This window comes from Sporomusa sp. KB1, assembly GCF_007830295.1.
Lineage (GTDB): Bacteria > Bacillota > Negativicutes > Sporomusales > Sporomusaceae > Sporomusa.
Map to the genome: position 1 here is coordinate 113,801 of NZ_VLKC01000001.1, position 23,675 is coordinate 137,475.

Sequence of the window (23,675 nt, forward strand, 5' to 3'; positions counted from 1 at the left end):
TCTTTTTACCGGCAAAATGATGTTCGAGAAACCGTTTCCTACTGCTATGCCAATAGGCCCTTTAATTAAAATACATATCAAAAGCGCCGTAATAGCGATGGTCATGATCACCGCTTGTTTTATCCTCCAGATTTTGATACTGCAGGGACAACCGCACACCACCTATTACCATATTTTGGTAACCAAGCATAAAGCCTTTATGTCCGTTTGTCTTGACTGTTCCAAAGCCGCTAAAATTTCCATAATTTCCCGGTAAGGCGTTTTTCTCAATATCCCGGTAGATTATGGCTAAAGCCTGATCGTGTGGTATACGGTTGTTTACAAGACCCTCGTATGAATAAAATCCTGTTTGCCGTTTGCCACTTACCCAGTTGTACGATATTTGTGCAGCCCATGCATCCGGTGATCCCGGAGCATCGGATTTTGTATAATCGAATACGCCGGTGATCCCCTTTTTCATTTCCCTGGAAAGACCTGCTTCTACATAGTTGGCTGCCGGAACACCGGCTTTGGCACTGGCATCGGCAGAAATATAGCTTATATTATATTCAAAGGATTTCTCCGGCGCAAAATTCAAATTTACCCCTCTTACATTGGTATTATTTTCCGGGATCACCCAATAGCCATCCAGCCTGGCCTTGCCAAACTGATGTTTAAGTGCAAAGCCGTCAGCATCTCCCTGCAATGCCATGGTAAAATAGCGCCCAACAGCCAACGGCAGCCGGCCAGCCTGAAACTGGTCAATGCCAAAAAAATCTTTCACTTGGACAAAACTGCGGGTAAAACGCATCTCGTTGGTTGCACCGCCGCTGGCACTGCTGCCGCTGCCGAATTTGCCGTTGGCCTGAATACGCGATTTATAGCTCACCCGGTCATTGAAGTCAGCATTGATATGCAGCCGCTGCCGCCAATTATAGGCACTGCTGCCGGCATGTTCCACACTGTCCACATCCATGGCTTCAATTAAGGTCTCGCCGTCAATCATAACCGACGTTTTCTTGGCTCCGGTTTGTTTTGCCGGCTGAGCCGCCGGCTCTTGCGGGAAGTATTGTGCCGTTTGCACCGTCCGGACGCCAAGCGTATTGAGTTCTACGGCAAATTTCTGCGCCAGCCGGTTAATCTTGGCCTTTTGCTGTGTGTCGGCCCGTTCATATTTACTTAGAGCATTGGCTAAAAACCGGGCCATTTCAAAGCGGGTCGCGATTTTGTTCTTGTCATATACAGACGCATCATAGCCCACAATCAGCTTGTCCTGCACCAAGGCGTCAATTTCTGCGTAAGCCCAATGATTGGGGGGAACATCGGCATAAGGATTCCCTTCCGCCGACACCCCGCCAAGACCTGTCAGCAACATTAAAGAAAGACCTGCAATTATTTGTTTTCTTATTTGTTTTTTCACTTGTTTCTCCCTCAGCTTCTGTTGTTAGATATCATCTACGAACTCAAAGCAGTACCAGTGATCACACTATTTTTCGACAACCAGCATAAACATTGGCGTCGAGCGGTATAGTATCTTTTTCTTATCGTCATAAACCCGGTCGCCGATATCAGTTTCGCAATAGATCTTTTTATAACCAAGTTCTATAAGTGTGCCAATATCCCATTGTGGTCTGATCCGCTGGCACATCGGCATACTTTTTCTGTAATCAATCATTTCCGCAGTAAACTGCGGCGGCTCTTCTCCAAATAACCTCACGTATTCTTGTTCGTCCGCCTGGTATTTTTTCATATATTCTTCATTAAATAATCCTATGTTCCAATTCGCATCAAAGATTACGATCTTACCGTCCGGCTTCAAAACCCGTTGCCATTCGCTATATGCTTGCCTGGCATCAATTAAAGTCCATGCTACGTTCCGGCTAATAATAAGGTCAAAGCTCTCGTTGTCAAATTCCAGCTTTTGTCCGTCAGAGACTCTAAAGTCGGCAGTTATACCGGCATTTTTGGCATTGGCCTTTGCTTCCGCAAGCATTGCCTCGGTGCAATCAATGGCCGTCACATCATGTCCTGCCTGGGACATGATGATTGCGAAAAAACCTGGTCCGGTGCCTACGTCAAGAATCTTCATCTTTGTGCTTTTCCCAGCGTTTTCAAGGATAATATCCGTCCATGCCTGTTTTTTAAAGCAGTTTAACTCTTCTTGGATTATATTGCTATAGTTATTGGAACTGTCTGTCCAGTTTTTAAGCAATTTTTCTTCTTGATTCACTTATATCCACCTCTGCATCGTTTTTTAAAATATAGATACGCAGCCAATACGATAACGCATCTGTATTTTATGTGATTATTATTTTACGTCAAGCTTCTGCCATTCGATTGGTGCATAGTTATTAACGCCAATTTCAAATCCTTTTATTTTATTTGTATTAACAGCGAAGGAAGTAATTGGATAGTAGATAGGAATAGTCAGCGCTTCTTCACTGATAAATTTGAATACCGTATCGTAATTTTTTTGCCTTTCTGTTTTGTCAAGAGTACATAAGGTTTTTACAATATTGTTATATAGCTCTTCGTCATACCATACTTTTGCCGCTTTGCTTGTAGCAAGAATGGAGAACATCTCAAGCGATGAACCGTGCGGTACCCAAGAGTCTGAAGAGGTTCTCATCAGCGCTATATCAAACGCCTTGGTATTCATGGTTGCATCTTCATAGCCGTTTTTATCCAAAATCTTAAGATTTACTTTTATGCCAACAGCTGAAAATTCAGCTTGCACAAACTCCGCCATTTGCTTCCATTCAGGAAATTCTCCTGTTGATAATACAAAGTTAAACTCCAGCTTTTTCCCGCTTTTCTCGCGAATGCCATCACCATCTGTATCAGTATACCCGGCAGCTTCCAGCAATTGTTTGGCCTTTTCTTTGTCATTGGCAAATCCATAATTGTTTTCATTGGTAGTATAAGGAATGCCGGGTTGATACAAACCATTAGCGCCTGCCCCAATGTTGTCAAACAGGTTTGCTGCAATGCTGGGCTTGTTAATAGCATAGTTCATGGCCAAACGGACATTTTTATCTTGAAAGGCTTCTACCTTTTGATTGAAAGCAATAAAATGCGAACACATGGATCCTTTGGTGTATATGTCAAATTTGCCTGTCTTTTTCAGCTCTATAAGACTCTCCATCGGGATTTTGCCGATAAGATCGCCGCCGAGAATATCAATCTCGCCGCTTTGCAGCGCTAACGATCTCGCTTGCGCATCAGTTATTACCTTAAAGGTTATCTTATCCACTTTAGGTTTTTCTCCCCAGTAATAGGGGTTGGGCACAAGGGTAAATTCCTGATCTTTGGTATAGGATTCGACCATCCAGGGACCTGTGCCAACAGGTTTGACAAATTTGCCTTTATCATTGCCTTCCATTTTGGCGATGGAGGCAGGGCTTAAAAAGCGTACAGGCCGTGGGTATGTTAACTCAGTCAAAATCGGATAGGCACCGCTCTTAAATACAATTTTAACGGTATAATCATCCAGTGCTTCCATGCTCTCCACATTGGCCGCGCTTAGGATGGCATGACGGTCATTGTTCACCCATCTTTTCAGGTTGAAGATAATTGCCGCCGCATTAAAGTCAGTGCCATCAGAAAATTTCACTCCTTGCCGCAGCTTAAAGGTATAGGTTTTTCCGTCCGGAGAAATGTCCCAACTGGTAGCAAGCTGCGGCAGAATTTTTCCCTCGCCGCCATCTTCGACAAAGCCCTCATAAAGCATTTTATATAAAAAGTGCGGCCCATTATAGCTGGCAGCATCCAATTCACTCAAGGCACCGTCACGATAGATGGCCACGACGATTTCTTTGGCACCTTTTGACTTATTTGCTTCTGGGGAACTGCTTTTGCCGCAGCCGGTAAGGATCAGGCAGGTACATAGCAACAATGCAATAATGGTTGTGAAATAGTTTTTTTTCATTTCTTCTCTCCTAACAAAAAATTAGTGATTATAGTAAAAATGACAGGCTATATAATGTTCGCCAGTCTTTGGCACTAAGGATGGCTGCTCAGCTTTGCAAACTTCTTGCGTATAAAGACAACGATTCTGGAAAACACATCCTCTCTCAGGTATTTTTAATTCTTCTTCATCTTTATACAGCACCATTTTTTTCTCCCTTTTTTGGGGATCAGGAATAAGGGTTGCCGCCAGCAACGCCTTTGTGTAGGGGTGCTGTACATCGCCATTGATATTGGAAATGATTTCCACGATATTGCCAAGATACATGACAACAACCCTGTCACATATCTTGTTGACTGCGGCTATGTCATGGGAAATAAACAAATAGGTAAGAGCAAACTGCTGTTTCAGATCGGTTAGCAAGGTTAAAATCTGATTTTTCATAGCATAGTCGATGCTGGAAACGGCCTCGTCGCATACGACAAATTCCGGATTCAGGATCAACGCTCTGGCGATACCTACCCTTTGCCTTTGACCTCCGGACATTTCGTGGCCGTATCTGGTCAGATAGGTTTGGTCAAGCCCGACTTTCTCCAACATGGCAATGATTTTTTCTCTTTTTTTCTCAGTTGATTCCTGGCTGTAATTATTGAGGGGTTCACTGATGATTTGTTCGACCGTAAAATACGGATTAAAGGCATTGGCGCTGCCTTGAAAAATCATTTGCATGCTGTTTCTGATCTTGCGCATTTGATTAAAGGAATAGTCTGTTATATCCTGCTGATTAAATATGATTCTTCCCCTACTGGGCTGCTCCAGCTTTAACAGCATTTTCCCTAAAGTGCTTTTACCGCAGCCCGACTCGCCGACCAGCCCCAGGATTTCACCTTTTTTAATGGTTAAATTCGTATTATATACAGCGTATACCCGGGGCTTTGCTTTGTTGTTATAGCATTTATAAAGGTTTGTTATTTCAAATAAATTCACACTTTCACCCATTTTCACAATTAAAAAATTGCAGCAAGCAGAGCTTTTGTATACTCATGCTTTGGCGATTCGAACACGTCGTATACGGTGCCGCTGTCTACTATCTTGCCGTCCTTCAACACATAAACATCATCTGCCATTTGGGCAACAACCCCTAAATCATGGGTTATTAACACGATAGCCATACCTCTATTTTTTAAGTGCAGCAGTTCTTCAAGTATGGCAGCTTGTGTTGTTAAATCCAGTGATGAGGTTGGCTCATCAGCGATTAAGACCTGGGATTGAGCCAGCAGTCCCATCGCTACCATCACTCTTTGGCACATACCGCCGCTTAGCTCAAAAGAGTAGCTTTCCAGGATTTGATCGGCATTTTTCAAACCAACGCGGGCAAGTACATCCTTGAACAGGCTTACGGCATCTTTATTGCTTATCGCTTGTTTGCTGTGGGTACGAATTACTTCGAAAAAATGACTTTTCACCTTAAAAACAGGATTCATGGAACTGGTCGGCTCCTGAAAGATCATTGATATTTCCTTGCCTCTAATTTTCATAAGCTGTTTTTCCTGCAAATCCCTGAGGTTAACCCCGTTAAGCCATATTTCTCCGTCAATAATTTTTCCCGGATCATCAATCAAATTAAGGATGGATAATGACATAACCGACTTGCCGCTGCCGGAGCCGCCGACAATGGCGGTTATTCTGCCTTTGTACACATCAAGACTGACCCCATCTACGGCTTTTATTACCTGTCCTTCCAAGTAGAAATAGGTTTTAAGGTTCTTTATGGATAAAACCGGCTGCTCAGCCATGTTGCTCGTCACCCTCCTTGACTGCCGCTCTATAGCCTGAAGTAGGGCTAAGAACATCATTCAGTCCTTCACCAAATACATTGAAGGCAAACACAACAAGCATAATAGCCAGTCCAGGCCAAAGCAGCATTAATGGCTGTGAGGTTAAATACTGTCTGCTGTCACTCAACATAACACCCCAATCGGCAATGGGCGGCTGTGAGCCAAGCCCAATAAAGGAAAATCCGGCAACGTGCATAATAACCGCAGCAATTCTAAGCGTTGCCAGTACAATGACCGGAGAAATAACATTCAGGGTGATGTGCCTTAAAATTACGGATGTCCGACTGCTGCCTGCAGCAATAGCCGCCATTACAAACTCTTTTTCCTTAAGCTTTATAACCATACTTCGTACAATTCTGGCAAAAGGCGCCCACCAAAGTACAATAAAAACAATCATGATATTAACAATACTCGGTCCCAGCACACCTACAACCGCTAAAGCAAGCAAGCTTGACGGAAAGGTTGACGCAATATCGGCCAGACGCATGATGGCATTATCAAGCCATCCGCCCAGATAGCCTGCCATAATGCCGAGAGGAACACCAATCATCAGCATCAGGACTGTAGCCAAAATTGCGGTAGAGAGGCTTGTCCTAATGCCATAGATCAGTCGTGACAATACACAGCGGCCGAGATGATCGGTTCCCAGCGGGAATTCGGTGCATGGCTTGAGCAATTTCTGGTTAAGATCAACCGAATAGGGATCATGGGGAGACAGAACAGGGGCAAAAATACCTGCCAAAACAAAAACGCTTATAATGATGAATCCCAGCATGGCCAATTTTTGTTTTTTTAATTTAACCAGTAGGCTATTTTTCAAGAGTATGACCATTCCTTTCTAACCATAAAGCTGGTTATTCCATTCTTATTCTAGGGTCGATATAGAGGTATAAAATATCAAGTAAAAGATTTATGATTATATAAGTTACAGCAACAATGATTATATAGCCCTGTATAACAGGTAAATCTTTCAGATTAATACTGTCAACGGCAAATTTCCCTATTCCGTTCCAGGAAAAAATGGTTTCACAAGCAAATTGACCTGCTAAAAGTTTGCCAAAGTCTACGCCGATAAGGGTTATACAGGGAAGCACTGCATTTTTCAGGCCATGCTTCAGCAAAGCGGCATTTTTGCTAAGACCTCTTGCTCTTGCCGCTCGCACATAGTCGTAACTATTTATTTCAATGAGATTATTTCTTAAAATTCTTATATAAATAGCTGCGAAATGTACGCTGAGGGTTACGGCAGGCAACAGTATATTTTGCAGTTTGCTGCCGGAAATAACCGGAACAAGTTTCAACTGAACGGCAAATATATATAACAGCATTAGACCAAGCCAGAAATCCGGCATGGTTGCACCGGCAGTAGACACAATTCTGAAAAAGTGGTCAAGCAGCGAATCCTTGTATCGCGCTGAAATAAGGGCTATCGGTATAGCCAGCAAAATGGAAATAAACATTGCTGCCACAGCCAGCATAAAGGTTGCGGGGTATCTTGACAATATTTCGTCGGCAACAGGCTTGTTTGTTTGAAAAGATATTCCAAAATCAAAATGAACTGCTTTCATCAGCCAATTTACATACTGGGTAAGCAGCGGTGCATTTAGCCCCAACTCTTCCCGCACAGCGTCAATATTTTTTTTAGTAACTTCCAAGCCCTGACTGCGCAAGGTTATCTCTGCCACATCACCAGATGACATATTGCTTAACGCAAAGGCTAAAATAGTTACAATAATTAGCAGAGGAATTATTTGCAACAGCCTTTTAAAAATAAATGTGAACTTTTTCATACCTTTTCAACCTTTCCTGCAACAGCGCCCGCTCTTACCTTCCGTCATAACTTTTTTATGTCGAATCATAAAAAAAGAAGGTCCAAACAAGATGCATATAATATATGCATCTTGTTTGGACCTTCATGGCCTGTCGTTTCATAACAATATGATTATTTTATGACATCTACTGAGTAAACGAGACATTATTTCATATAATGTCATATTTCTACTTTCTTGTAGAATTTATTGTAGAAAACCAACTGATACCAGTATAAATAAAAAAGTTTATATTTGTAAAATGAAACATATCGATAACTGCTATTGATATGTTTAATACACCATCGACGTTCTACTGATCAATTATTTATCAACACATACGATAAAGGACTGACTATGTGCTCGTGTTTGGCAGTTTTATACTGCCTTTCACAGTCTTTTTCCACGATAAGGCGATGCAGCCGCCAATAATCAGCATACCGCCCGTTACTGTAAGCATGTCCGGAACTTCCCGCCAAAACAGGAAGCCCCACAGGGCATTATATACAATTCCGCTGTAACCGACTACATTCACCATCACCACATTGCCGTGAGTGAAAGCCTTGGTCATGAATACCTGCGCTGCCAAGGAAACCAGACCAATACTAATCAGGTATAGCCATTCGGCCAGGTTGGGAACAACAAAGTCTTGCCACATAAGCGGCACAGACAGCAGTGTGGTAGCCGCCATAAAGTAAAAAATGATTTCAAAGGTATGATGGCTTTTACTTAAATGCCGGATGGTAATCGATACCCCAGCGCCCAGCAAAGCGCAGAATACGCCATACAAGGCATCCACAGAATAGCTGGAAAACTGAAACGGCTTTACTGTCAGCACAGCGCCGGTAAAAAACAGCGGCAGAATATAAACAGCACGTGGCGGCAGTTGTTCCTTAAGAACAACTGCCGAAAGGATCAATACAAATACCGGCGCTAAATTGACCAGTACACTAACGTCCATGAGTGGGAGCCGGGAAATAGCGTAAAAGTAAACAAGCATATATAAAGCACCCAAAATTCCGCGCAATGTCAGAGCAGATATCCCCTGACGGGAAAAGCAGATATTACGATAGCGCATCAGACTGTAAATCACGATTGTCCCGATAATGCTCCGGAAAAACGCAATTTCCGATGACGGAATAGATAGGGCAGTAGCTTTCACCAGAGCATTCATCACACTAAATGTCAAAGGCGATAATAAAGCAAAGATCATATCTGTTGGCATTGTTAAACTCCAATCAATTTAGTAAAAGCTCGAATCACCCGGTTGCTACCTGTGAATTAACGTTGACAGCCTCTGCATGGCGTCGATGCACTGAGCGTTGAGTCTGGCATAAGATAAGAGCGCCAATACTCTAGCAGAATCTTACCTACCAGCGGGCTCATCAGCATCGGGAAAAACGCCGCTAGTAAAACACCAAAAACAGCAACTATCCCGATATATACACACGCTGTGCCCGCAAATCGTCCATTGGTTCATTGTATCCTCCCGTATTCAGTCATAAATGACATGCGATTTCATGCCCTGGTTCAATTTCTTATTTTTCTATTAAAACGAACCGAAATATGTAGGCTTGTTCATAGACCGATTTCATCCTGTCAGCAATGCACAAGAAACCTTCGTCCTTAGAGTCCACGCCAATAAATCCCTGGGGACGGCGGCGCTGGATTTCTACCTGAAAGCCTTCCTCAGCAAATGTTTTTGTGATGAAATCCAAAGTATGGGGGTTAGACTCAACCAGACTATTTTTGTTGATCCAGTCGGTGAAATGCTGCAAACTGTCATTATTAGTCAGGTCAGTATAGGTTGCATAATACACCCCGCCTGGTTTTAGCATCTGCTTTACCTTCCAGGCATGAGTTTTCAGGTCTTTAATCAAATAAATGACAGCCTGGCTGATAGCCAGGTCAAACCGATTGGCAAACTGTTCTGGCGTAGTTGTTGCCACATAGGTAAGCGGTAGGCCGCCTTTACGAGCATTAGCAACAGTAATTGACTCTTGCGCCAAATCAATACCCATGCCTTCTTTAAACGGCTTAGCCTGATATAGATACCGCAAAAAACCACCTTGGTTACAGCCGAAGTCAAGTACCGCCATATCGGATAGATCCTGTTCCTGGATTAAATGGATAACCTCCCGCCAACCTCTTTTATGACGATCCTCCATTTGTTGCTCGCCTTCTGTACGGTTTTGCCACCATACATCATACAGCTTATCTTTTTGTAGCATAGTCTTTTCCTCCCATTTTGCAGAAATATTGCCTGAAAAATATCTATTCATCTTTGCAAGCGACAGTGAAGCAATCTTACGACAACGAGGGGATTGCTCAACTGTATCAGTAGGATATGCCTAAGTCCAAGTGAAATGCAAGAGGTAGTAGAAGCAATTTGCAATTGCTTCTACTACCTCTCAACCAGTTATTTTGAGGCACAAATGGCAAACATAGGCGTAGGCTTATATAACAATTGCTCTATTTCATCATGAACCATGGAACTGATATTGTCTTGAACCTCAACCTGTCGAAAACCGCAATTACGAAAAGCTTGCTCATCCCACAACGGTCGTTTTTCATAGGTCAATGGCAACTTACGGGCAATAGCCTCATTTTCTTTTCGCTGCATAGGTGAAATATTTTGTTTGTAACCTTTTTCTATTGCCATTTGCAGATACTTGTCACATTCGCCCTGAAGAGCCGGGTCACTCAGACCTAAATGCCAATTTGCATCAAAAACCAGTGCTTTTCCTGTTGGTTTTAACAGCCTGTGCCATTCTTGATAGACTTCCATGGGGTTTGGCAGTAACCAAGTTACGTTTCTAGACACAATTAAATCCAAACTTTCCTTGGGCAAGTCAACATCATGGGCATCAGCCTTCAAAAATCGTATGTTCTTTCCGGCTGACACAGCATTTTGCCGCGCTTCTTTCAACATTTCTTCACATTTGTCAATGGCTGTAACCGAATAGTTCATTCCAGCCAGCAAAATGGCGAAAAATCCCGGCCCGGTCCCCACATCTAACACCGTAAGATTTTCTTGCTCACCCGCGTACTTACGCAGTAACGACTCCCATGCCTGTTTTTTCTGGCAGACCATTTCCCGTTTTATAAGATCACTATAGCTATCAGCACGTCCATTCCAGTAAGTTTCAATACGTTGTTCCAGCATACCGATTATCTCCTTTATAAAACAAATTTTAACTATACCTTCGCTATATTACTCAACAACTTAGTACTGGTGATATATATCTCCCCCTGAAAAACAAAAACCACAAAGGATCGGACTGTAACGTCCAAATACCCTTCGTGGATATGTCTTACTTATTGAGATTTAGATACTAAATCTACTAGCTAGCTCACCGACCTTCAAGTCAGTATGTGCTAAAATTATAGCTTATTATGATCAACAGTACAATACATTATTGTGAAATATTTTACTATTTTATTGAGTATATATGTTGACATAGTTTTACAAAAACGTGTATGATTAATACAAATATAAGAATCATGAAGATTCTAAAATCGAGGTATGAAGCCTAGGGGTATTTCCCTTATGCTTTCATACCTTTTTTATTTATGGTGGTGCAATGGTTAACAATTTACTTTTTCAAAAAGCGGTTCGTTTCCTTATTGCTCTGTTTATTATTTTAACTATCAATTTCTTTCTACCCCGGCTAATGCCTGGCGACCCAGCAGTCACACTGCTGGGGCAGGATGCGGCGGTTATAACCGGGTCCGATTTTACTGAACTAAGAAGCAAATATGGTTTGGACAAACCTCTCTCTGAACAATATCTGGCATACTGGCAAGACTTAGCCCAGGGTGAACTTGGCTACTCTTATCATTACCGCCAGCCTGTCACACAAGCAATTAAACAGCACTTAGGGTGGACACTGGCCTTGCTCATTCCCGTGGTAGTGCTTTCGTCGTTATTGGCGATTATTCTCGGTACAATCGCCGGTTGGAAAGCCGGCTCCAGAGTTGACAGTGCCATAACCTGCAGTTCACTTTTCATGTATTCACTACCACAATTTCTTATTGCCATGCTGCTGCTCAAGGTATTCGCCTTTGAACTGCGGCTCTTTCCACTTGGCGGTCTGGTTTCAGGCAACAGCAATTCAACCTTCACTTACCTCTTGGATACCGCGTGGCATTTAGTATTGCCGGTACTGGCCCTGACAGTGTCAGCCACCTCGTCCAAGTTCCTGGTCCTGCGCAACAGTGTTGCTAAAGAGCGGTATGAAGACTATATTACTTACGCCACAGCCAAAGGACTATCCACCTGGCGCATACTGGCTGTGCATCTACTGCGCAACGCTTGTCTGCCATTGCTAAGTCTAATTGCCTTGAACATCGGTTTTATTGTATCAGGGGCCTTAGTAGTTGAGATTGTATTTTCCATCAGCGGTATGGGCACAGTTATTTACGAGGCTGCCATTTATCGTGATTATCCACTGTTGCAAGGCTGTTTTTTGATTCTCACTGTATTCGTGGTTTTGTCCAACACACTGGCTGACTTAGCTTATGGTATTGCTGACCCGCGCATTTCTCGTTCACACTAATATCACGGAGGCTTTTTCTATGCCCTCATACCGACACCTGTCTACGCCGGCGTACTGTGGCCTGTTTTTGTTATTGATACTGATACTTGTCGCGCTACTGGCCCCAATAGTAGCACCTTATTCACCATCTGAGCGGTTTACGCCTTTTGCCCTACCCTCAGCAACCCATCCTTTGGGCTGTGATGATATCGGCCATGATATTTTAACCCAACTAATCCTTGCCAGCCGTATCTCCTTGCTTGTCGGGCTCACAGCTGCGATTGCCTCTGCCGGATTAGGCGCAGCTATCGGTATTCTGGCAGGTTACTGCCGCCGGGGTTATCTAGCTTACTTCCTAAACAGTTTCATTGATATTGTCCTGCTTATTCCTATGCTGCCGCTCATGATTGCCTTAGCTGCTTATCTGGGGCCAAGCCTGGGAAATATCATTGCAATTATTGGTCTATTAGGCTGGTGTTCAACAGCCAGAGTAGTTAAGTCCCGGGTGCTGCAGCTTAGAGATCTGCCTTTTGTGGAAGCCTTACAGGGACTGGGCATCCCGGAACATCAAATAATCCTAAAACATATTGTACCCAACGTGGTTGAGGTCATTGCCGCCAAGTTTATTCTCTCTGTGGCATACGCTATGCTGAGTGAGTCGGCACTTAGTTTTCTCGGACTTGGCGACCCTTTGACCATAAGTTGGGGTACTATCCTCTATTATTCCTTCCATCGCGGCGGTTTTGTCAATAATCTTTGGCACTGGTATCTGCCGCCTGGCCTGTGTATTGCAGCTGCCACACTGGGCTTTACACTACTCGGCTTTTATCTGGAGCAACTATCCAGAGACAACAAGCTGCAGACATTGACGGAGGATTCAGCCCATGTTGCTTAGCATTGACCATTTACGCGTCACTTTTACGGTTGGTTCATCAGTCCTGCAAGCGGTAAATGAAGTCAGTCTTGCTCTTGAAGAAAAAGCGAAAACAGCCATTATCGGTGAAACAGGCTGTGGCAAGTCAGTATTGGCGATGGCTGTCGCCGGTATTTTACCAGATAATGCCCAATCGCGTGGAATTATCACTTGGGAAAACACACCGCTATCTGAACAACTATTAAAAACTATTCGCGGTAACGAGTTATCCCTCATTCCGCAAAATCCACTGGGTAGTCTCAATCCGGTACTAACAGCAGGCTTCCAGGTGAGCGAAGCCCTGGTAAGAGTCAGGCCTGCCTTGAGCAAGCTTGCCCTTTATCATAACACACTTGAACTTTTTCATGCTGCCGGACTTGACCAGCCCCAGACAGTCTATCATTCCTATCCCCATCAGCTGTCTGGCGGTATGGCGCAGCGGGTGTTACTGGCAGCCGCTATGGCTGGCACACCCAAACTGGTTATTGCTGATGAACCAACGAAAGGACTTGACCTTGACACCCGTAATCAAAATGTTCTACTCCTGCACAAAGTATTTGAAAACAGTGCCTTGCTCCTGATTACTCACGATATTGGGGTTGCCGCCACTTGCCAGTCAATCATCGTTATGTACGCCGGTAAGATTGTAGAAACAGGCCAGGCTGAAGCACTAGTAACAAACCCGTTGCATCCCTATACCTGCCAGTTATTAGCCGCCCACCCATCACAAGGTCTTATTCCCATTCCCGGTTTGCCAGCCAATATGACCAAACTGGCTGCTGGCTGCCGTTTTTCCGACCGCTGCGCTCTTCATGGCAAGTTAAACGCTGCTCAAAGCCAACTTTGCCTAGCCAAACACCCCGCCCTTAAAAAACGCGGAGCAACCTCTGCTGTGAGGTGCTGGCATGCTTGAAGTTATCCAGCTAACCAAACATTTTACCCAAGGCTTACTAAAAAGGAAAACTACCTATGCTGTACAAAATGTCTCCTTTCAGGTGCCGCCGGGAAAAACCCTGGGAATTATGGGGACAAGCGGCAGCGGTAAATCAACAGTGGCTCGACTGATTGCCGGCCTCATCCGGCCTACGGCTGGCCAGATTGTGTACCAGGGAACGGTTCTAAGCAGCTTACCTGCTGCCGAGCTAAGACACTTTCACCGCAAGCTGCAGCTGGTTTGCCAACACCCCGGCCTGGCCCTTGATCCCCGGCAGACAATCGCCGACGCCCTGCTTGAACCACTTTATGTCCATAAGTTAATCCAATCCCGCAGCCAAGCCTTGAGCAAACTGGACAATCTTTTACATATCACACAGCTGTCGCCAGACGTGCTGCCAAAATATCCCTGGCAAATTTCCGGTGGGCAGGCGCAGCGCATCGTTATCGCCAGAGCGTTAGGACTTGAACCTGAGGTGCTCATCGCCGATGAGCCTACTGCCATGCTGGATATATCTGTACAAGCCCAAATCCTCACCCTGCTCAAAACCATTCAGCAGCAAACAGGCCTCAGCCTGATCTTAATTTCCCATGACCCTGACGTTATCAAAGCCTGTGCTGACCACATGATCAGCATGGTGAACGGTAAAGTTGCTGCATCTGGCCGCCCTTCAGAGCTTCTTACCCAGTCAGGCAATCTATTTTCCTTGCGCCAGGCAATGCTAAACCAAAGCAATGGAGGAATTCAATGAGGCGTTTTACTACTCTCGGACTCTTAGTAATCCTGATTTTCACCTACCTGCTCACAGGCTGCGGCAATAATAAGCAAGCCGCTGCCGACACTTCTCAGACAATCCCTTCCCTGACAATTGGCACAACCATGAAGATGGAAGGCATCAATATTGAGGACTACTACTTTGGGATACTGCGCGCCATCTTCACCCACAAGGGACTTGTCAAGCTGGATGAGAACGGTAATTTCGCCGGTGACTTGGCTAAGTCCTGGAGTACCACTGACGGCCAAACCTGGACATTTCTTCTGCAGGACGGCGTCACTTGGCATGACGGTACCAAGGTCACAGCCGCTGATGTGAAATTTACTATCGAATACAACATCAAACACAGTATCGAATATAAAAGTCACTTTGCCTTGGTACAATCAATTGCGACCCCTGATGATACGACAGTCATTATCACGCTTACCAAGCCCAATCCCCGTTTTCTTGTCAATTTACTCGTACTTAGAACCCTACCGCAGCATATTTTTACTTCAGTGGACAACCCAGCTTCATACAATGACCCTAAAGCAGCCATTGGCTGTGGGCCCTATAAATTTGAAAAGTTAGACACTCATGCCGGTATTGTCACTTTCAAGGCCAACAATACCTACTATCGCGGTACACCGCCAATTCCTGAAATAAAGGTGCGGCTGTTTAAAAATTCGGATGCACTTTACATGGCTTTACAAAATGGTGAGGTGGATTTGCCGTATACCTATTCGGCAGGAACCGACCCCATCTATGCCACTAATCTGGCTAAGAACTCCCGGATAAAACTTATGAATATTCCAAATCTCGGTGTCGGCAAAGCGCTGATATTCAATGTCACTAAGCCCTTCGTCAATGACCCCCAGGTTCGCACCGCGTTATCCTATGCCATTGATTATAACGAGCTTGTCCGTTTGTTTGCCGCCAATAATGGCGTTGTACCCACTGCTGGTTTTGCGCCCCATGGCACACCCGGATTTATTGAGACCCGCCCGCTGGAATTTAGTCCAGACAAAGCCAGGCTATTGTTGGACCAAGCAGGCTATCGCCTTGCCGAAAGCGATGTCAGGGAAAAGGATGGCCAACCACTTACCTTTGAACTGCTCCTTAGAAACGACATCCCGGAAAACATCAGGCTGGCCGAGCTTCTACAGAAATATTTTGCCAACATTGGCGTTAAGCTTACCCTGAAAACAGTGGATGCCACACTCTACCGGACAATCTGCGACAAGGATAAATCCCATATCAGCCTTTTATCCCGTACCACTCCCTGGGGCATGATGATGTGGGCCGGAATGGGTACAGGCTATATGGATGCCCGCAATATTGGCTGGGCCATGGTGAGCGACGCCAAATTTAAAGACCTTGTAGACAATATGAATAGCACCCTTGACCCTGAGCTGTACAAAAAACACAGTGCTGGTTTGCAGCAATATTATGCAGAAAACCTCCCCGCCATCCCCCTCTATTGGGATAGTTTCATCCAGCCGCATAACGCTGCTTTGACAGGCTGGAAGGTAAGTCCCATGTACGGAATTCTTAATGAAGAAACATGGTACAGCCTGCAAAAGGCTGTACCATAATGAGAGGAGAAAAATTAATCATGAAAAGAACTCGCCACAAATTAGCCCTTATGTCGGCTCTGGCCGGCATGCTGCTGACAGCTTCGCCCGGTTATGCCGAAACCCCGGAGGACAACAGTAACCAATTTGATTTAGACACAATTGTTGTAACAGCCACCAAAACCGAAAAAAGCATCAAAGAAGTTCCTGCCAGTGTATCGGTGATTACTGCAGAAGATTTAGCCAAAGCAAATATTAAAACCCTTGATCAGGCATTGCAGTACGTGCCAGGCATGTATGTGAAAGAATCGCAAGGAATGATGGGAACTAAGATTTCGCTGCGCGGCATGACGCAAAGCCAGGTACTTGTTCTCATGGATGGCATTCCCCTAAATAACGGCTATTCCGGCGGCGCGAACTGGAGCAATATTCCGCTAGCAATGATTGAACGCATCGAAGTCATCAAGGGCTCATTTTCCTCCCTGTATGGCACAAACGCCATGGGGGGTGTTATTAATATTATTACTAAAACAGACGCAAAACCACAGACAATTGTCACAGGTGGGTTTGGTGAGAACGGTACAACAACTAGTTCCTTCTTCACCAGCGGTCAAAGCGATAATAAAAAATTTCAGTATGTAATAAGTTATGACAAACGGGATGTTGATGGTTATGTAAATCAGCCGGAACAGCTGCCAGGAGGAAACCGTTATGGCAAATTTGCTACTAAGAATGAAAATACCGGTATAAAATTAATGTATGATTTCAGCGAAGGCGAACGCCTGTCCATATTGCGAACAGAAAGCGATTATACTTATGGCTATTACAATGGTGGCAAGGATAAAGGCCAGCGCAAATTGGAACTCACCGGCATTAATTATGAAAAAAAGCTGGATGACACCAAAGAGCTCAAATTGCACCTGGGCGAACAAAACTATAAAAAATACTGGCAAATCGCCGGTGGCAATGGTCCTTCTCCCAATCCGGTCAAAACCCAAGAAGCCGATATTAGTTTAAACTGGGCTGTCGATAAGAAGAACCTGCTTACCTTTGGCGTTGCCACCAGAGAAGACGAGGGTTCCCAGTACAACAAAGCCGGCAAACTGACAGCTACCGCTACCGCCAAAACCAATGCCGTCTATCTGCAGGACGAAATCACTATGAATCCCAAAAGCACCCTCTATTTGGGCGCGCGTTATGATGAATGGAAAACCAGCGACACAGTAAAAAACGGCAAAACTCTTGCCGACAGAAGCATAAGCAATGTATCGCCCAAAGCTTCCTTTCATTACAAAGCCGATGACAAAGTAACCTTGTATGCTTCTGCTGGCAAAGCTTTTAACAGCCCGAAAATCATGAATGTGGTATTTGATTATAATAACCTGCAGGCCAACGCAGACTTAGAGCCAGAAGAAATGACCTCCTATGAAATCGGCGCCTATTTGTCTGCCAGCCCCAAAACTACAACAAAACTTGCTTTGTTTAAAAATGATGTAAATTTAATTTACCAGGGTGCCAACCGTTGGCAGCAGGGAGACGCAGAAATCTGCGGTTTTGAAGCGGAAATCAATCATAAATTCACACCTGAATTAACTGGCTTTATCAATTACACCTATAATGATGCCAAATTTACCAATAACCCCAATGGTTATACCGGCAACCGCATTCCGACAGTCCCCAAGGATACCGTGACCTTTGGCTGCACCTACGCCAAAGATAAATGGACGACCAATTTATTGGGACGCTATATTGGCACTGCTTATGAAGATGAAGAAAACACCTATGGGTTCATGAGCCATTTTGTTGCCGATGTAAAACTTAATTATGCCATGTCGAAAAACACCAGCTTAGCACTTTCTGTCGATAATATTTTTGACAGAGAATATACTCAACGTGTTGACACATTTGATATTTATGCACCTGGACGTGTTGCCTATCTTGAACTAACGCAAAAATTCTAAGGCCTATATTAGATTCCCTAGTATAGGGGTTATGAAAACCTTAGATATTACTGGAAATGTAATTTGATATACATATATGTAAAAGTACAATAAATTACATTAATTAAACCACGAAGGTTTAGTTCGTTGACGAACTGGCTTTCGTGGTTTTTTATGTTTACAAGAAGGGTGATGCAGTAAATTATATTGTCCCTAATTGCTATTTGCAAGCTGATGTTAATGAAGGCGAGGGTTGTTGTTTGGTCAAAAAATCAATGGTTGTTGAAAAGATAGTAAGAAGAACAATATGGTTTGTTCTTTTGATGCTTATCTTATCCCTGGGAGTTTTCTATTTATCGCGACTTGCGCCAAGCGATCCGCTGCAATCATTTTATGGTGATGCAATTAAATCAATGTCCACACAGGAGCTTGATGCGGCCAGAGAACGTCTGGGTCTGGGCAGCCCTCATCTCCTTAGTATAATTTTTGATTTTCTTAAAAGAAAAAGGCATGAAGCTGCGGCAAATTACCGTTGGCTTCATACCTACGTTTGTACACATATGAATTTTTAGAAAATTCTACCATGTGTAAATTTTTAACTTACGCTATTCCTACATTTTTACTAGCTCTTTACCGCTTTAACAAAATAGCGATCCTCGTCATCAATGATTTGGGTCACTTGATATCCGGCAGTTGTCAGCCACCTGCTTACTGTTTCTCCAGGCGCCAGGCGATCATTCTTGACAGCCTTACTGTCCTCATGGATGGCATTGACTTGTTGCCTGGAAATATCATGCATAATGACCAAAAATCCGCCTTTCCGCAGTTGGCTGCGCATGTGGGTCATGAACCTTTGTTTCTCCTTAATATGGGGAAAAAAATTAAAACACAACACGGCATCAAATACGCCGTTTTCAGGTACAAACTCCATAATATCGGCAACAGCAAAAGTAATCCCACCAAGACTGCCGTATTTCTCCTCCGCTTTAGCCAGCATATTGGCTGAAAAATCTACTGCCGCAATTTTGCCTGCCGAGCCAATAGATTTTTTGATGAAAGGCAATAGTACACCTGTGCCACTGCCAGCATCCAGTACACTAAAGCCAGGCTCTAAACCAATCATTTCTACAAGCTCATCTATTTTTTTTGAATCAACAGCACGTGTACTATCCCATTGGCTGGCAATTTTGTCAAAAAACTCACGTCCATTACCCATGTAATTTCACCTGCTTAAATGTCCCTGATATTGCCTCAAGCTTTCGCACAAACAGCGGGACAAATAGTAATTGTATAACGATTCCTGGCAATCCTGTAGAAACAGCGCCAATAATATATGTCAGTGGTTTCAGCTTGATGGCCAGCACCATAACCATCCCGGCTACTACCAGCATAGCAACCAAACGGCCTGCCAGCATGGCCCCAATAAGTGACCATATGAGCGGCAGCTTACACTGCCGGTACAAATACCCGGACACAACACCGTATACACCCAATTCAACTGTAATAATCGGTAGAAACGGCATTACAGGCGGCATACCGATGGCAAAACAACTAATAATAGGTGTCAATATTCCGGCTGCCAAACCACTTTTTACACCCAACAGCAAACCTGCCATCAATACCGGGATATGCATAGGAAGAAATACCGAACCGACACCGCCGAAAAAGTGAAAAGCAAGTGGCAATGTTACCCCTAACGCAATAAACATGGCGACATTAATTAATTTTCGCGTATAGCTCATGATTCACCTTCTACCATATGAAATCACCGTTATATTTTTTGGGTCAGATTAACATAGTACGTTCGTCCGGGCATAGGATAGCCAATTTGTTCAACATACCGCTTGTCAAAAATATTATCTACATAGAGACTGATACTTCGCGTCTTGTCAAGTTCTCTTACTACAGCCAAATTATGTATGGTGTAACTACCAATGGTGTTAACCGTATTGTTATACAGTGCTTTTTGCTGACCGGTAAAATTCACGCTATATCTCACTTGCCAAGGTTTGGCATCATACTGATAGGCAAGAGAGGCTTTGTGCAGCGGACGGTAATCAAGCGCATCAGTCATACCAGCGTCAGTACGGGTTGCTCCCACTTTCTCCGTATGTTGATTGGTATAGTTGAAGATTAGCTTATTCGAATCATCTAGCTTAAAGACATTCTCCCACTCAGCACCCCATACCTTGGCCTTATCAATGTTATAACAAAAGTATGGATAAGCATGTTGAAAGTTAATATAGTCATTAATATCCTGATAGAAAAATGTAACTTTCGTATTATATTTTTCACTGATCTTTTGCTCAACCCCAGTCTCATAGCTGATTCCCTTTTCCGGTTTAAGCTGCTGTTGGTAGCCAGGATTGGTTGCACCAGCCTTCGTTCCGGAATTGTAGTTCTGCGACCACCAATAGTATTCCGCCATAGACGGTGAGCGCCACAATCGGTTTACTGAGACAAACGTGTTCGTTGCAGCATTATTGCGAAACGATAAATTCAGTTTCGGTGACAGGGAATCAGTATCATAATCACGCATCGCAGTAGCCCTGCTATCATCGCGGCTGGCTGATAAATGATCATAGCGCAAGCCTAAATAAGCAGACCATCTATCATCCAGTTTCCAGCTATCGTCAATATAGGCTCCCCATAAATCGATCTTTTGCGAAGGATATATCTGATCCGTACTGCCCGCCGGCCGAATATCATAATAACCATATCCGTAGCGCAACCGCTTATATTCACCACCATAACCAATTGTATGACCATTAATTTTCGATTGACCTGATACGCCAATATTGTCAGACTGGTCACTTACTATGGTACGGTCAAGATCAATGGCTGTTCCTGCCGCATTATAGTTGACTTCACGACGTTTTTCGTCATTCTTCCAATAATCTATCTGCCAAAAACCGCTCACTGTCTTATGTCTGTAGGCAAAGTCATAATAGGTGTTATCTTTTTCCCAATAGGCACCCGGATTTAATGTATAGTTGCTAATGGACGGCGATAAATTCTCGCCATCACTGACCGGATAGCTGGAATCATAATTCACTCCCAACTTATTGGCAATAATATACCCCCGTTTGGTCTCTGTACGGTTAACACCGGCAGATATGTTGTCCTCTTTAGTTATGTCATAGTTCAGTCGCAAACCATATTGTTTGGCATCATAATCATTGTTACGCAGATATGCGTCTGCTCCTGTTTTATTAGCAATAACATTAAAATTAAGCTTCCCCGCTGAGCCGCTATAGTTAAATAAATAGTCATACCGTCCGTTGCTGCCTGATAAAATATTAATTTCCCCGCCATTCACACCTTTGTCACGGGTAATAATATTGATAACCCCGCCTAACGTATTGCCATGAGCCGCTGATTTTGCCCCTTTAATAATTTGAATTTTTTCCACTGTATTAAGCGGGATGGTTGTCCAATCCACGTACTGTCCGCCCATAACCCCGGCAGAATTAATTTGTCGGCCGTTTAAAAGCACGGTATAGCGCCGCGCATCAAAACCACGCAGCTTGACTGTGCCGTCCTGGTTGTCGCCGGCACTAGCCCGTTGCTGAACATCAATACCTGCCGAACTGCGTAAAAGTTCGGGAATAGTAGCGGCCTTACCCGGGCTCACTGTTTTGACGTTAACAGTGGTATCTGCGTTGCTCTTGGTAACCCCCTCGGCCTGAATTACAATTTCCTCAAGATTGTAGCTAGGAATATCTTCAGCCATAACCGGCATTCCAGCCAGTACTATTCCGACCGCAGCTGCAGTAGCAAGTGTTTTTTTACTTAATTTCATTCTTCTTGCCTCCATCGTTCACAATAAAAAAGCATGCAAACCAACAGGAACTTCAAGTTCCCGGAAGGCTTCATGCCTTAGTCACTATTTTCAATTATTGCTTGTGTCAGTACTTTCAAATATCCGAGCTTTATTTTGAAATGAATTAAAGTGCCACCTCCAATATAAAAAACCACAAAGATCTACGGTCATTCTTACCGTAATACCTTCGTGGTTGTTTGCTCACATTGTGTTATTGTCTTTTACTACTCATACCGTACAGCCTTCTTGACTGTATTTGTTAAAATAATAACATAATCTTAGTCAGTTTGACAATAGGGAATTTTTCTTATAGATGTTCTTGACTAAAATGTGGTTAGTTAATTAAATACGCGGTACATTATTATAACCGCCATAAGGTTGTATTGCCAAAAAAAATAGGCCTAACAGAAGCCCTGTAAAACCTTGTATTTTCTATGGAGCGGGTGAAGGGAATCGAACCCTCGTAGCTAGCTTGGAAGGCTAGTGCTCTACCATTGAGCTACACCCGCATTATACTATAAATGGTGGAGGGAGGTGGATTCGAACCACCGAAGTCAAAGACGGCAGATTTACAGTCTGCTCCCTTTAGCCACTCGGGAATCCCTCCAAAAGAAAGATGGAGCTGGCGAGAGGAATTGAACCCCCAACCTGCTGATTACAAGTCAGCTGCTCTACCAATTGAGCTACGCCAGCATGTGTGGTGCCTCAGGACAGAATCGAACTGTCGACACGAGGATTTTCAGTCCTCTGCTCTACCGACTGAGCTACCGAGGCGGTATGCAGCTGTCTATAAACGCCTATCTGTGCGATGCTGTTACAACAAGTTTTCTGCCACCAGTAGGCTTTATAGTAGCCTCATAGGCGACGGTTGTTGCTCCTGCGATCCGTTGCTCAACGTACTCCCATGTACGCCTCCGCTACGGTTCTCGTCGCGCCTAGCATATGGACATTTCTAGCCACCCGCAGGGGCTAAGGTGAATGGCGACCCTGAACGGATTTGAACCGTCGATCTCCGCCGTGACAGGGCGGCATGTTAGACCGCTACACCACAGGGCCGTTTTCGTGGGCTCGCTTCGGTCGTGTATTCGTTTGTTCGAACTCATGACCGATCGAACCTCGAACTATCTAGAATGGTGGGCGATGACGGGATCGAACCGCCGACATCCTGCTTGTAAGGCAGGCGCTCTCCCAGCTGAGCTAATCGCCCGTATTCGTGGGTTCGCTTCGTTCGCATGCTCGTTTGTTCGAACTCACGATTTATCGAACCTCGAATCATCGAAAATGGTGACCCACCCGCGACTCGAACGCGGGACACCCTGATTAAAAGTCAGGTGCTCTACCGACTGAGCTAGTAGGTCATTAATTTTGCACTATAATAGAGTATGTTCCCTAAAAACTTCACAGAAGAAAGACTACGCATTAGGATTAATCTATTAATTCGTTATCTTCATTCGAACACTCGAACTTCGATCACCGAACCTCGATCACCGAACCTCGAATATAAGTCAAGTCCTCGGCCTATTAGTACCAGTCAGCTGCATGGATTACTCCACTTCCACATCTGGCCTATCTACCTTGTAATCTACAAGGGGCCTTACTTCTTTCGAATGACAGACCTCATCTTAAGGCTGGTTTCACGCTTAGATGCTTTCAGCGTTTATCCTTTC

The 23,675-nt window shown here is 44.1% G+C and carries 20 protein-coding genes, 7 tRNA genes and 1 other annotated feature (1 of these 28 cut by a window edge); of the genes, 7 read left to right on the plus strand and 20 right to left on the minus strand.

Annotated elements, in window-relative coordinates; all coding sequences use genetic code 11:
• Positions 1 to 61: 61 nt before the first annotated feature.
• From SALPA_RS00495 to SALPA_RS00540, 10 genes are all read right to left on the minus strand, one after another.
• Positions 62 to 1,399 (minus strand): S-layer homology domain-containing protein, encoded by a 1,338-nt coding sequence (locus SALPA_RS00495; RefSeq protein WP_145088461.1) that lies wholly within the window; start codon positions 1,397 to 1,399, stop codon positions 62 to 64.
• A 66-nt stretch (positions 1,400 to 1,465) separates the two neighbouring features.
• Entirely contained in the window at positions 1,466 to 2,209 is a 744-nt protein-coding gene (locus tag SALPA_RS00500; RefSeq protein ID WP_145088463.1) for a class I SAM-dependent methyltransferase, read from the minus strand.
• Positions 2,210 to 2,287: 78 nt separating this feature from the next.
• Positions 2,288 to 3,907: an ABC transporter substrate-binding protein gene (locus SALPA_RS00505; protein ID WP_145088465.1), complete on the minus strand. Its 1,620-nt coding sequence runs from the start codon at positions 3,905 to 3,907 to the stop codon at positions 2,288 to 2,290.
• Positions 3,908 to 3,928: 21 nt separating this feature from the next.
• Positions 3,929 to 4,885, minus strand: a complete 957-nt coding sequence (locus SALPA_RS00510; RefSeq protein ID WP_222427787.1) for an ABC transporter ATP-binding protein — start codon at positions 4,883 to 4,885, stop codon at positions 3,929 to 3,931.
• An 8-nt stretch (positions 4,886 to 4,893) separates the two neighbouring features.
• Positions 4,894 to 5,682, minus strand: a complete 789-nt coding sequence (locus SALPA_RS00515; protein WP_145088469.1) for an ABC transporter ATP-binding protein — start codon at positions 5,680 to 5,682, stop codon at positions 4,894 to 4,896.
• Positions 5,675 to 6,544, minus strand: a complete 870-nt coding sequence (locus SALPA_RS00520) for an ABC transporter permease (protein ID WP_222427788.1) — start codon at positions 6,542 to 6,544, stop codon at positions 5,675 to 5,677. Before SALPA_RS00520 ends, SALPA_RS00515 begins: the two co-directional genes overlap by 8 nt.
• Before the next feature lie 34 nt (positions 6,545 to 6,578).
• Positions 6,579 to 7,514: a nickel ABC transporter permease gene (nikB, locus tag SALPA_RS00525; RefSeq protein ID WP_145088473.1), complete on the minus strand. Its 936-nt coding sequence runs from the start codon at positions 7,512 to 7,514 to the stop codon at positions 6,579 to 6,581.
• Positions 7,515 to 7,887: 373 nt separating this feature from the next.
• Positions 7,888 to 8,757, minus strand: a complete 870-nt coding sequence (locus tag SALPA_RS00530; protein WP_145088475.1) for a DMT family transporter — start codon at positions 8,755 to 8,757, stop codon at positions 7,888 to 7,890.
• Between the two features lie 313 nt (positions 8,758 to 9,070).
• Positions 9,071 to 9,763 (minus strand): bifunctional 2-polyprenyl-6-hydroxyphenol methylase/3-demethylubiquinol 3-O-methyltransferase UbiG, encoded by a 693-nt coding sequence (locus tag SALPA_RS00535; RefSeq protein WP_145088477.1) that lies wholly within the window; start codon positions 9,761 to 9,763, stop codon positions 9,071 to 9,073.
• Between the two features lie 188 nt (positions 9,764 to 9,951).
• Positions 9,952 to 10,698 (minus strand): class I SAM-dependent methyltransferase, encoded by a 747-nt coding sequence (locus SALPA_RS00540; RefSeq protein WP_145088479.1) that lies wholly within the window; start codon positions 10,696 to 10,698, stop codon positions 9,952 to 9,954.
• Positions 10,699 to 11,116: 418 nt separating this feature from the next.
• Here SALPA_RS00540 and SALPA_RS00545 point away from each other — a divergent pair, with 418 nt between their 5' ends.
• From SALPA_RS00545 to SALPA_RS00575, 7 genes are all read left to right on the plus strand, one after another.
• Entirely contained in the window at positions 11,117 to 12,091 is a 975-nt protein-coding gene (locus SALPA_RS00545) for an ABC transporter permease (protein ID WP_145088481.1), read from the plus strand.
• Between the two features lie 19 nt (positions 12,092 to 12,110).
• Positions 12,111 to 12,965, plus strand: coding sequence for an ABC transporter permease (locus SALPA_RS00550; RefSeq protein ID WP_186450833.1), 855 nt, complete (start codon positions 12,111 to 12,113; stop codon positions 12,963 to 12,965).
• A complete protein-coding gene (locus SALPA_RS00555; RefSeq protein WP_145088486.1) occupies positions 12,955 to 13,896 on the plus strand; it encodes an ABC transporter ATP-binding protein in 942 nt (313 codons plus the stop codon). The genes SALPA_RS00550 and SALPA_RS00555 overlap by 11 nt, the downstream gene beginning before the upstream one ends.
• The gene (locus SALPA_RS00560; protein WP_145088488.1) at positions 13,889 to 14,668 is read left to right on the plus strand and encodes an ABC transporter ATP-binding protein; all 780 of its coding nucleotides are present in this window, start codon (positions 13,889 to 13,891) and stop codon (positions 14,666 to 14,668) included. The genes SALPA_RS00555 and SALPA_RS00560 overlap by 8 nt, the downstream gene beginning before the upstream one ends.
• Positions 14,665 to 16,266: an ABC transporter substrate-binding protein gene (locus SALPA_RS00565; protein WP_145088490.1), complete on the plus strand. Its 1,602-nt coding sequence runs from the start codon at positions 14,665 to 14,667 to the stop codon at positions 16,264 to 16,266. The genes SALPA_RS00560 and SALPA_RS00565 overlap by 4 nt, the downstream gene beginning before the upstream one ends.
• A 20-nt stretch (positions 16,267 to 16,286) precedes the next feature.
• Positions 16,287 to 18,206, plus strand: a complete 1,920-nt coding sequence (locus SALPA_RS00570; RefSeq protein WP_186450834.1) for a TonB-dependent siderophore receptor — start codon at positions 16,287 to 16,289, stop codon at positions 18,204 to 18,206.
• Positions 18,207 to 18,409: 203 nt separating this feature from the next.
• Complete coding sequence (locus SALPA_RS00575) at positions 18,410 to 18,757, plus strand: hypothetical protein (RefSeq protein WP_222427789.1); 348 nt, start codon at positions 18,410 to 18,412, stop codon at positions 18,755 to 18,757.
• Positions 18,758 to 18,807: 50 nt separating this feature from the next.
• Here SALPA_RS00575 and SALPA_RS00580 read toward each other — a convergent pair whose 3' ends face one another.
• From SALPA_RS00580 to SALPA_RS00625, 10 genes are all read right to left on the minus strand, one after another.
• Positions 18,808 to 19,401 (minus strand): class I SAM-dependent methyltransferase, encoded by a 594-nt coding sequence (locus SALPA_RS00580; protein ID WP_145088496.1) that lies wholly within the window; start codon positions 19,399 to 19,401, stop codon positions 18,808 to 18,810.
• On the minus strand, positions 19,394 to 19,927 hold the full coding sequence (locus tag SALPA_RS00585; RefSeq protein WP_145088498.1) for an ECF transporter S component: 534 nt from the start codon (positions 19,925 to 19,927) through the stop codon (positions 19,394 to 19,396). The genes SALPA_RS00580 and SALPA_RS00585 overlap by 8 nt, the downstream gene beginning before the upstream one ends.
• 29 nt (positions 19,928 to 19,956) lie before the next feature.
• Complete coding sequence (locus SALPA_RS00590) at positions 19,957 to 21,987, minus strand: TonB-dependent receptor (RefSeq protein WP_186450835.1); 2,031 nt, start codon at positions 21,985 to 21,987, stop codon at positions 19,957 to 19,959.
• Between the two features lie 456 nt (positions 21,988 to 22,443).
• Positions 22,444 to 22,517 (minus strand) — tRNA-Gly (locus SALPA_RS00595).
• Between the two features lie 13 nt (positions 22,518 to 22,530).
• A tRNA-Tyr gene (locus SALPA_RS00600) sits at positions 22,531 to 22,615 on the minus strand.
• 10 nt (positions 22,616 to 22,625) lie between these two features.
• Positions 22,626 to 22,701 (minus strand) — tRNA-Thr (locus SALPA_RS00605).
• A 5-nt stretch (positions 22,702 to 22,706) separates the two neighbouring features.
• A tRNA-Phe gene (locus SALPA_RS00610) sits at positions 22,707 to 22,782 on the minus strand.
• 205 nt (positions 22,783 to 22,987) lie between these two features.
• A tRNA-Asp gene (locus SALPA_RS00615) sits at positions 22,988 to 23,064 on the minus strand.
• Between the two features lie 75 nt (positions 23,065 to 23,139).
• A tRNA-Val gene (locus SALPA_RS00620) sits at positions 23,140 to 23,215 on the minus strand.
• Between the two features lie 75 nt (positions 23,216 to 23,290).
• Positions 23,291 to 23,366 (minus strand) — tRNA-Lys (locus SALPA_RS00625).
• 155 nt (positions 23,367 to 23,521) lie between these two features.
• Positions 23,522 to 23,675, minus strand: a sequence feature (23S ribosomal RNA rRNA prediction is too short); it runs 115 nt beyond the window's last position.

What these genes read in the sequence shown, in the direction of transcription:
- SALPA_RS00505 (WP_145088465.1), bottom strand. Translation starts at nt 3,907, where the DNA reads ATGAAAAAAAACTATTTCACAACCATTATTGCATTGTTGCTATGTACC.
- SALPA_RS00510 (WP_222427787.1), bottom strand. Translation starts at nt 4,885, where the DNA reads ATGGGTGAAAGTGTGAATTTATTTGAAATAACAAACCTTTATAAATGC.
- SALPA_RS00515 (WP_145088469.1), bottom strand. Translation starts at nt 5,682, where the DNA reads ATGGCTGAGCAGCCGGTTTTATCCATAAAGAACCTTAAAACCTATTTC.
- nikB (WP_145088473.1), bottom strand. Translation starts at nt 7,514, where the DNA reads ATGAAAAAGTTCACATTTATTTTTAAAAGGCTGTTGCAAATAATTCCT.
- SALPA_RS00530 (WP_145088475.1), bottom strand. Translation starts at nt 8,757, where the DNA reads ATGCCAACAGATATGATCTTTGCTTTATTATCGCCTTTGACATTTAGT.
- SALPA_RS00535 (WP_145088477.1), bottom strand. Translation starts at nt 9,763, where the DNA reads ATGCTACAAAAAGATAAGCTGTATGATGTATGGTGGCAAAACCGTACA.
- SALPA_RS00540 (WP_145088479.1), bottom strand. Translation starts at nt 10,698, where the DNA reads ATGCTGGAACAACGTATTGAAACTTACTGGAATGGACGTGCTGATAGC.
- SALPA_RS00545 (WP_145088481.1), top strand. Translation starts at nt 11,117, where the DNA reads ATGGTTAACAATTTACTTTTTCAAAAAGCGGTTCGTTTCCTTATTGCT.
- SALPA_RS00550 (WP_186450833.1), top strand. Translation starts at nt 12,111, where the DNA reads ATGCCCTCATACCGACACCTGTCTACGCCGGCGTACTGTGGCCTGTTT.
- SALPA_RS00555 (WP_145088486.1), top strand. Translation starts at nt 12,955, where the DNA reads ATGTTGCTTAGCATTGACCATTTACGCGTCACTTTTACGGTTGGTTCA.
- SALPA_RS00560 (WP_145088488.1), top strand. Translation starts at nt 13,889, where the DNA reads ATGCTTGAAGTTATCCAGCTAACCAAACATTTTACCCAAGGCTTACTA.
- SALPA_RS00565 (WP_145088490.1), top strand. Translation starts at nt 14,665, where the DNA reads ATGAGGCGTTTTACTACTCTCGGACTCTTAGTAATCCTGATTTTCACC.
- SALPA_RS00570 (WP_186450834.1), top strand. Translation starts at nt 16,287, where the DNA reads ATGAAAAGAACTCGCCACAAATTAGCCCTTATGTCGGCTCTGGCCGGC.
- SALPA_RS00580 (WP_145088496.1), bottom strand. Translation starts at nt 19,401, where the DNA reads ATGGGTAATGGACGTGAGTTTTTTGACAAAATTGCCAGCCAATGGGAT.
- SALPA_RS00585 (WP_145088498.1), bottom strand. Translation starts at nt 19,927, where the DNA reads ATGAGCTATACGCGAAAATTAATTAATGTCGCCATGTTTATTGCGTTA.
- SALPA_RS00590 (WP_186450835.1), bottom strand. Translation starts at nt 21,987, where the DNA reads ATGAAATTAAGTAAAAAAACACTTGCTACTGCAGCTGCGGTCGGAATA.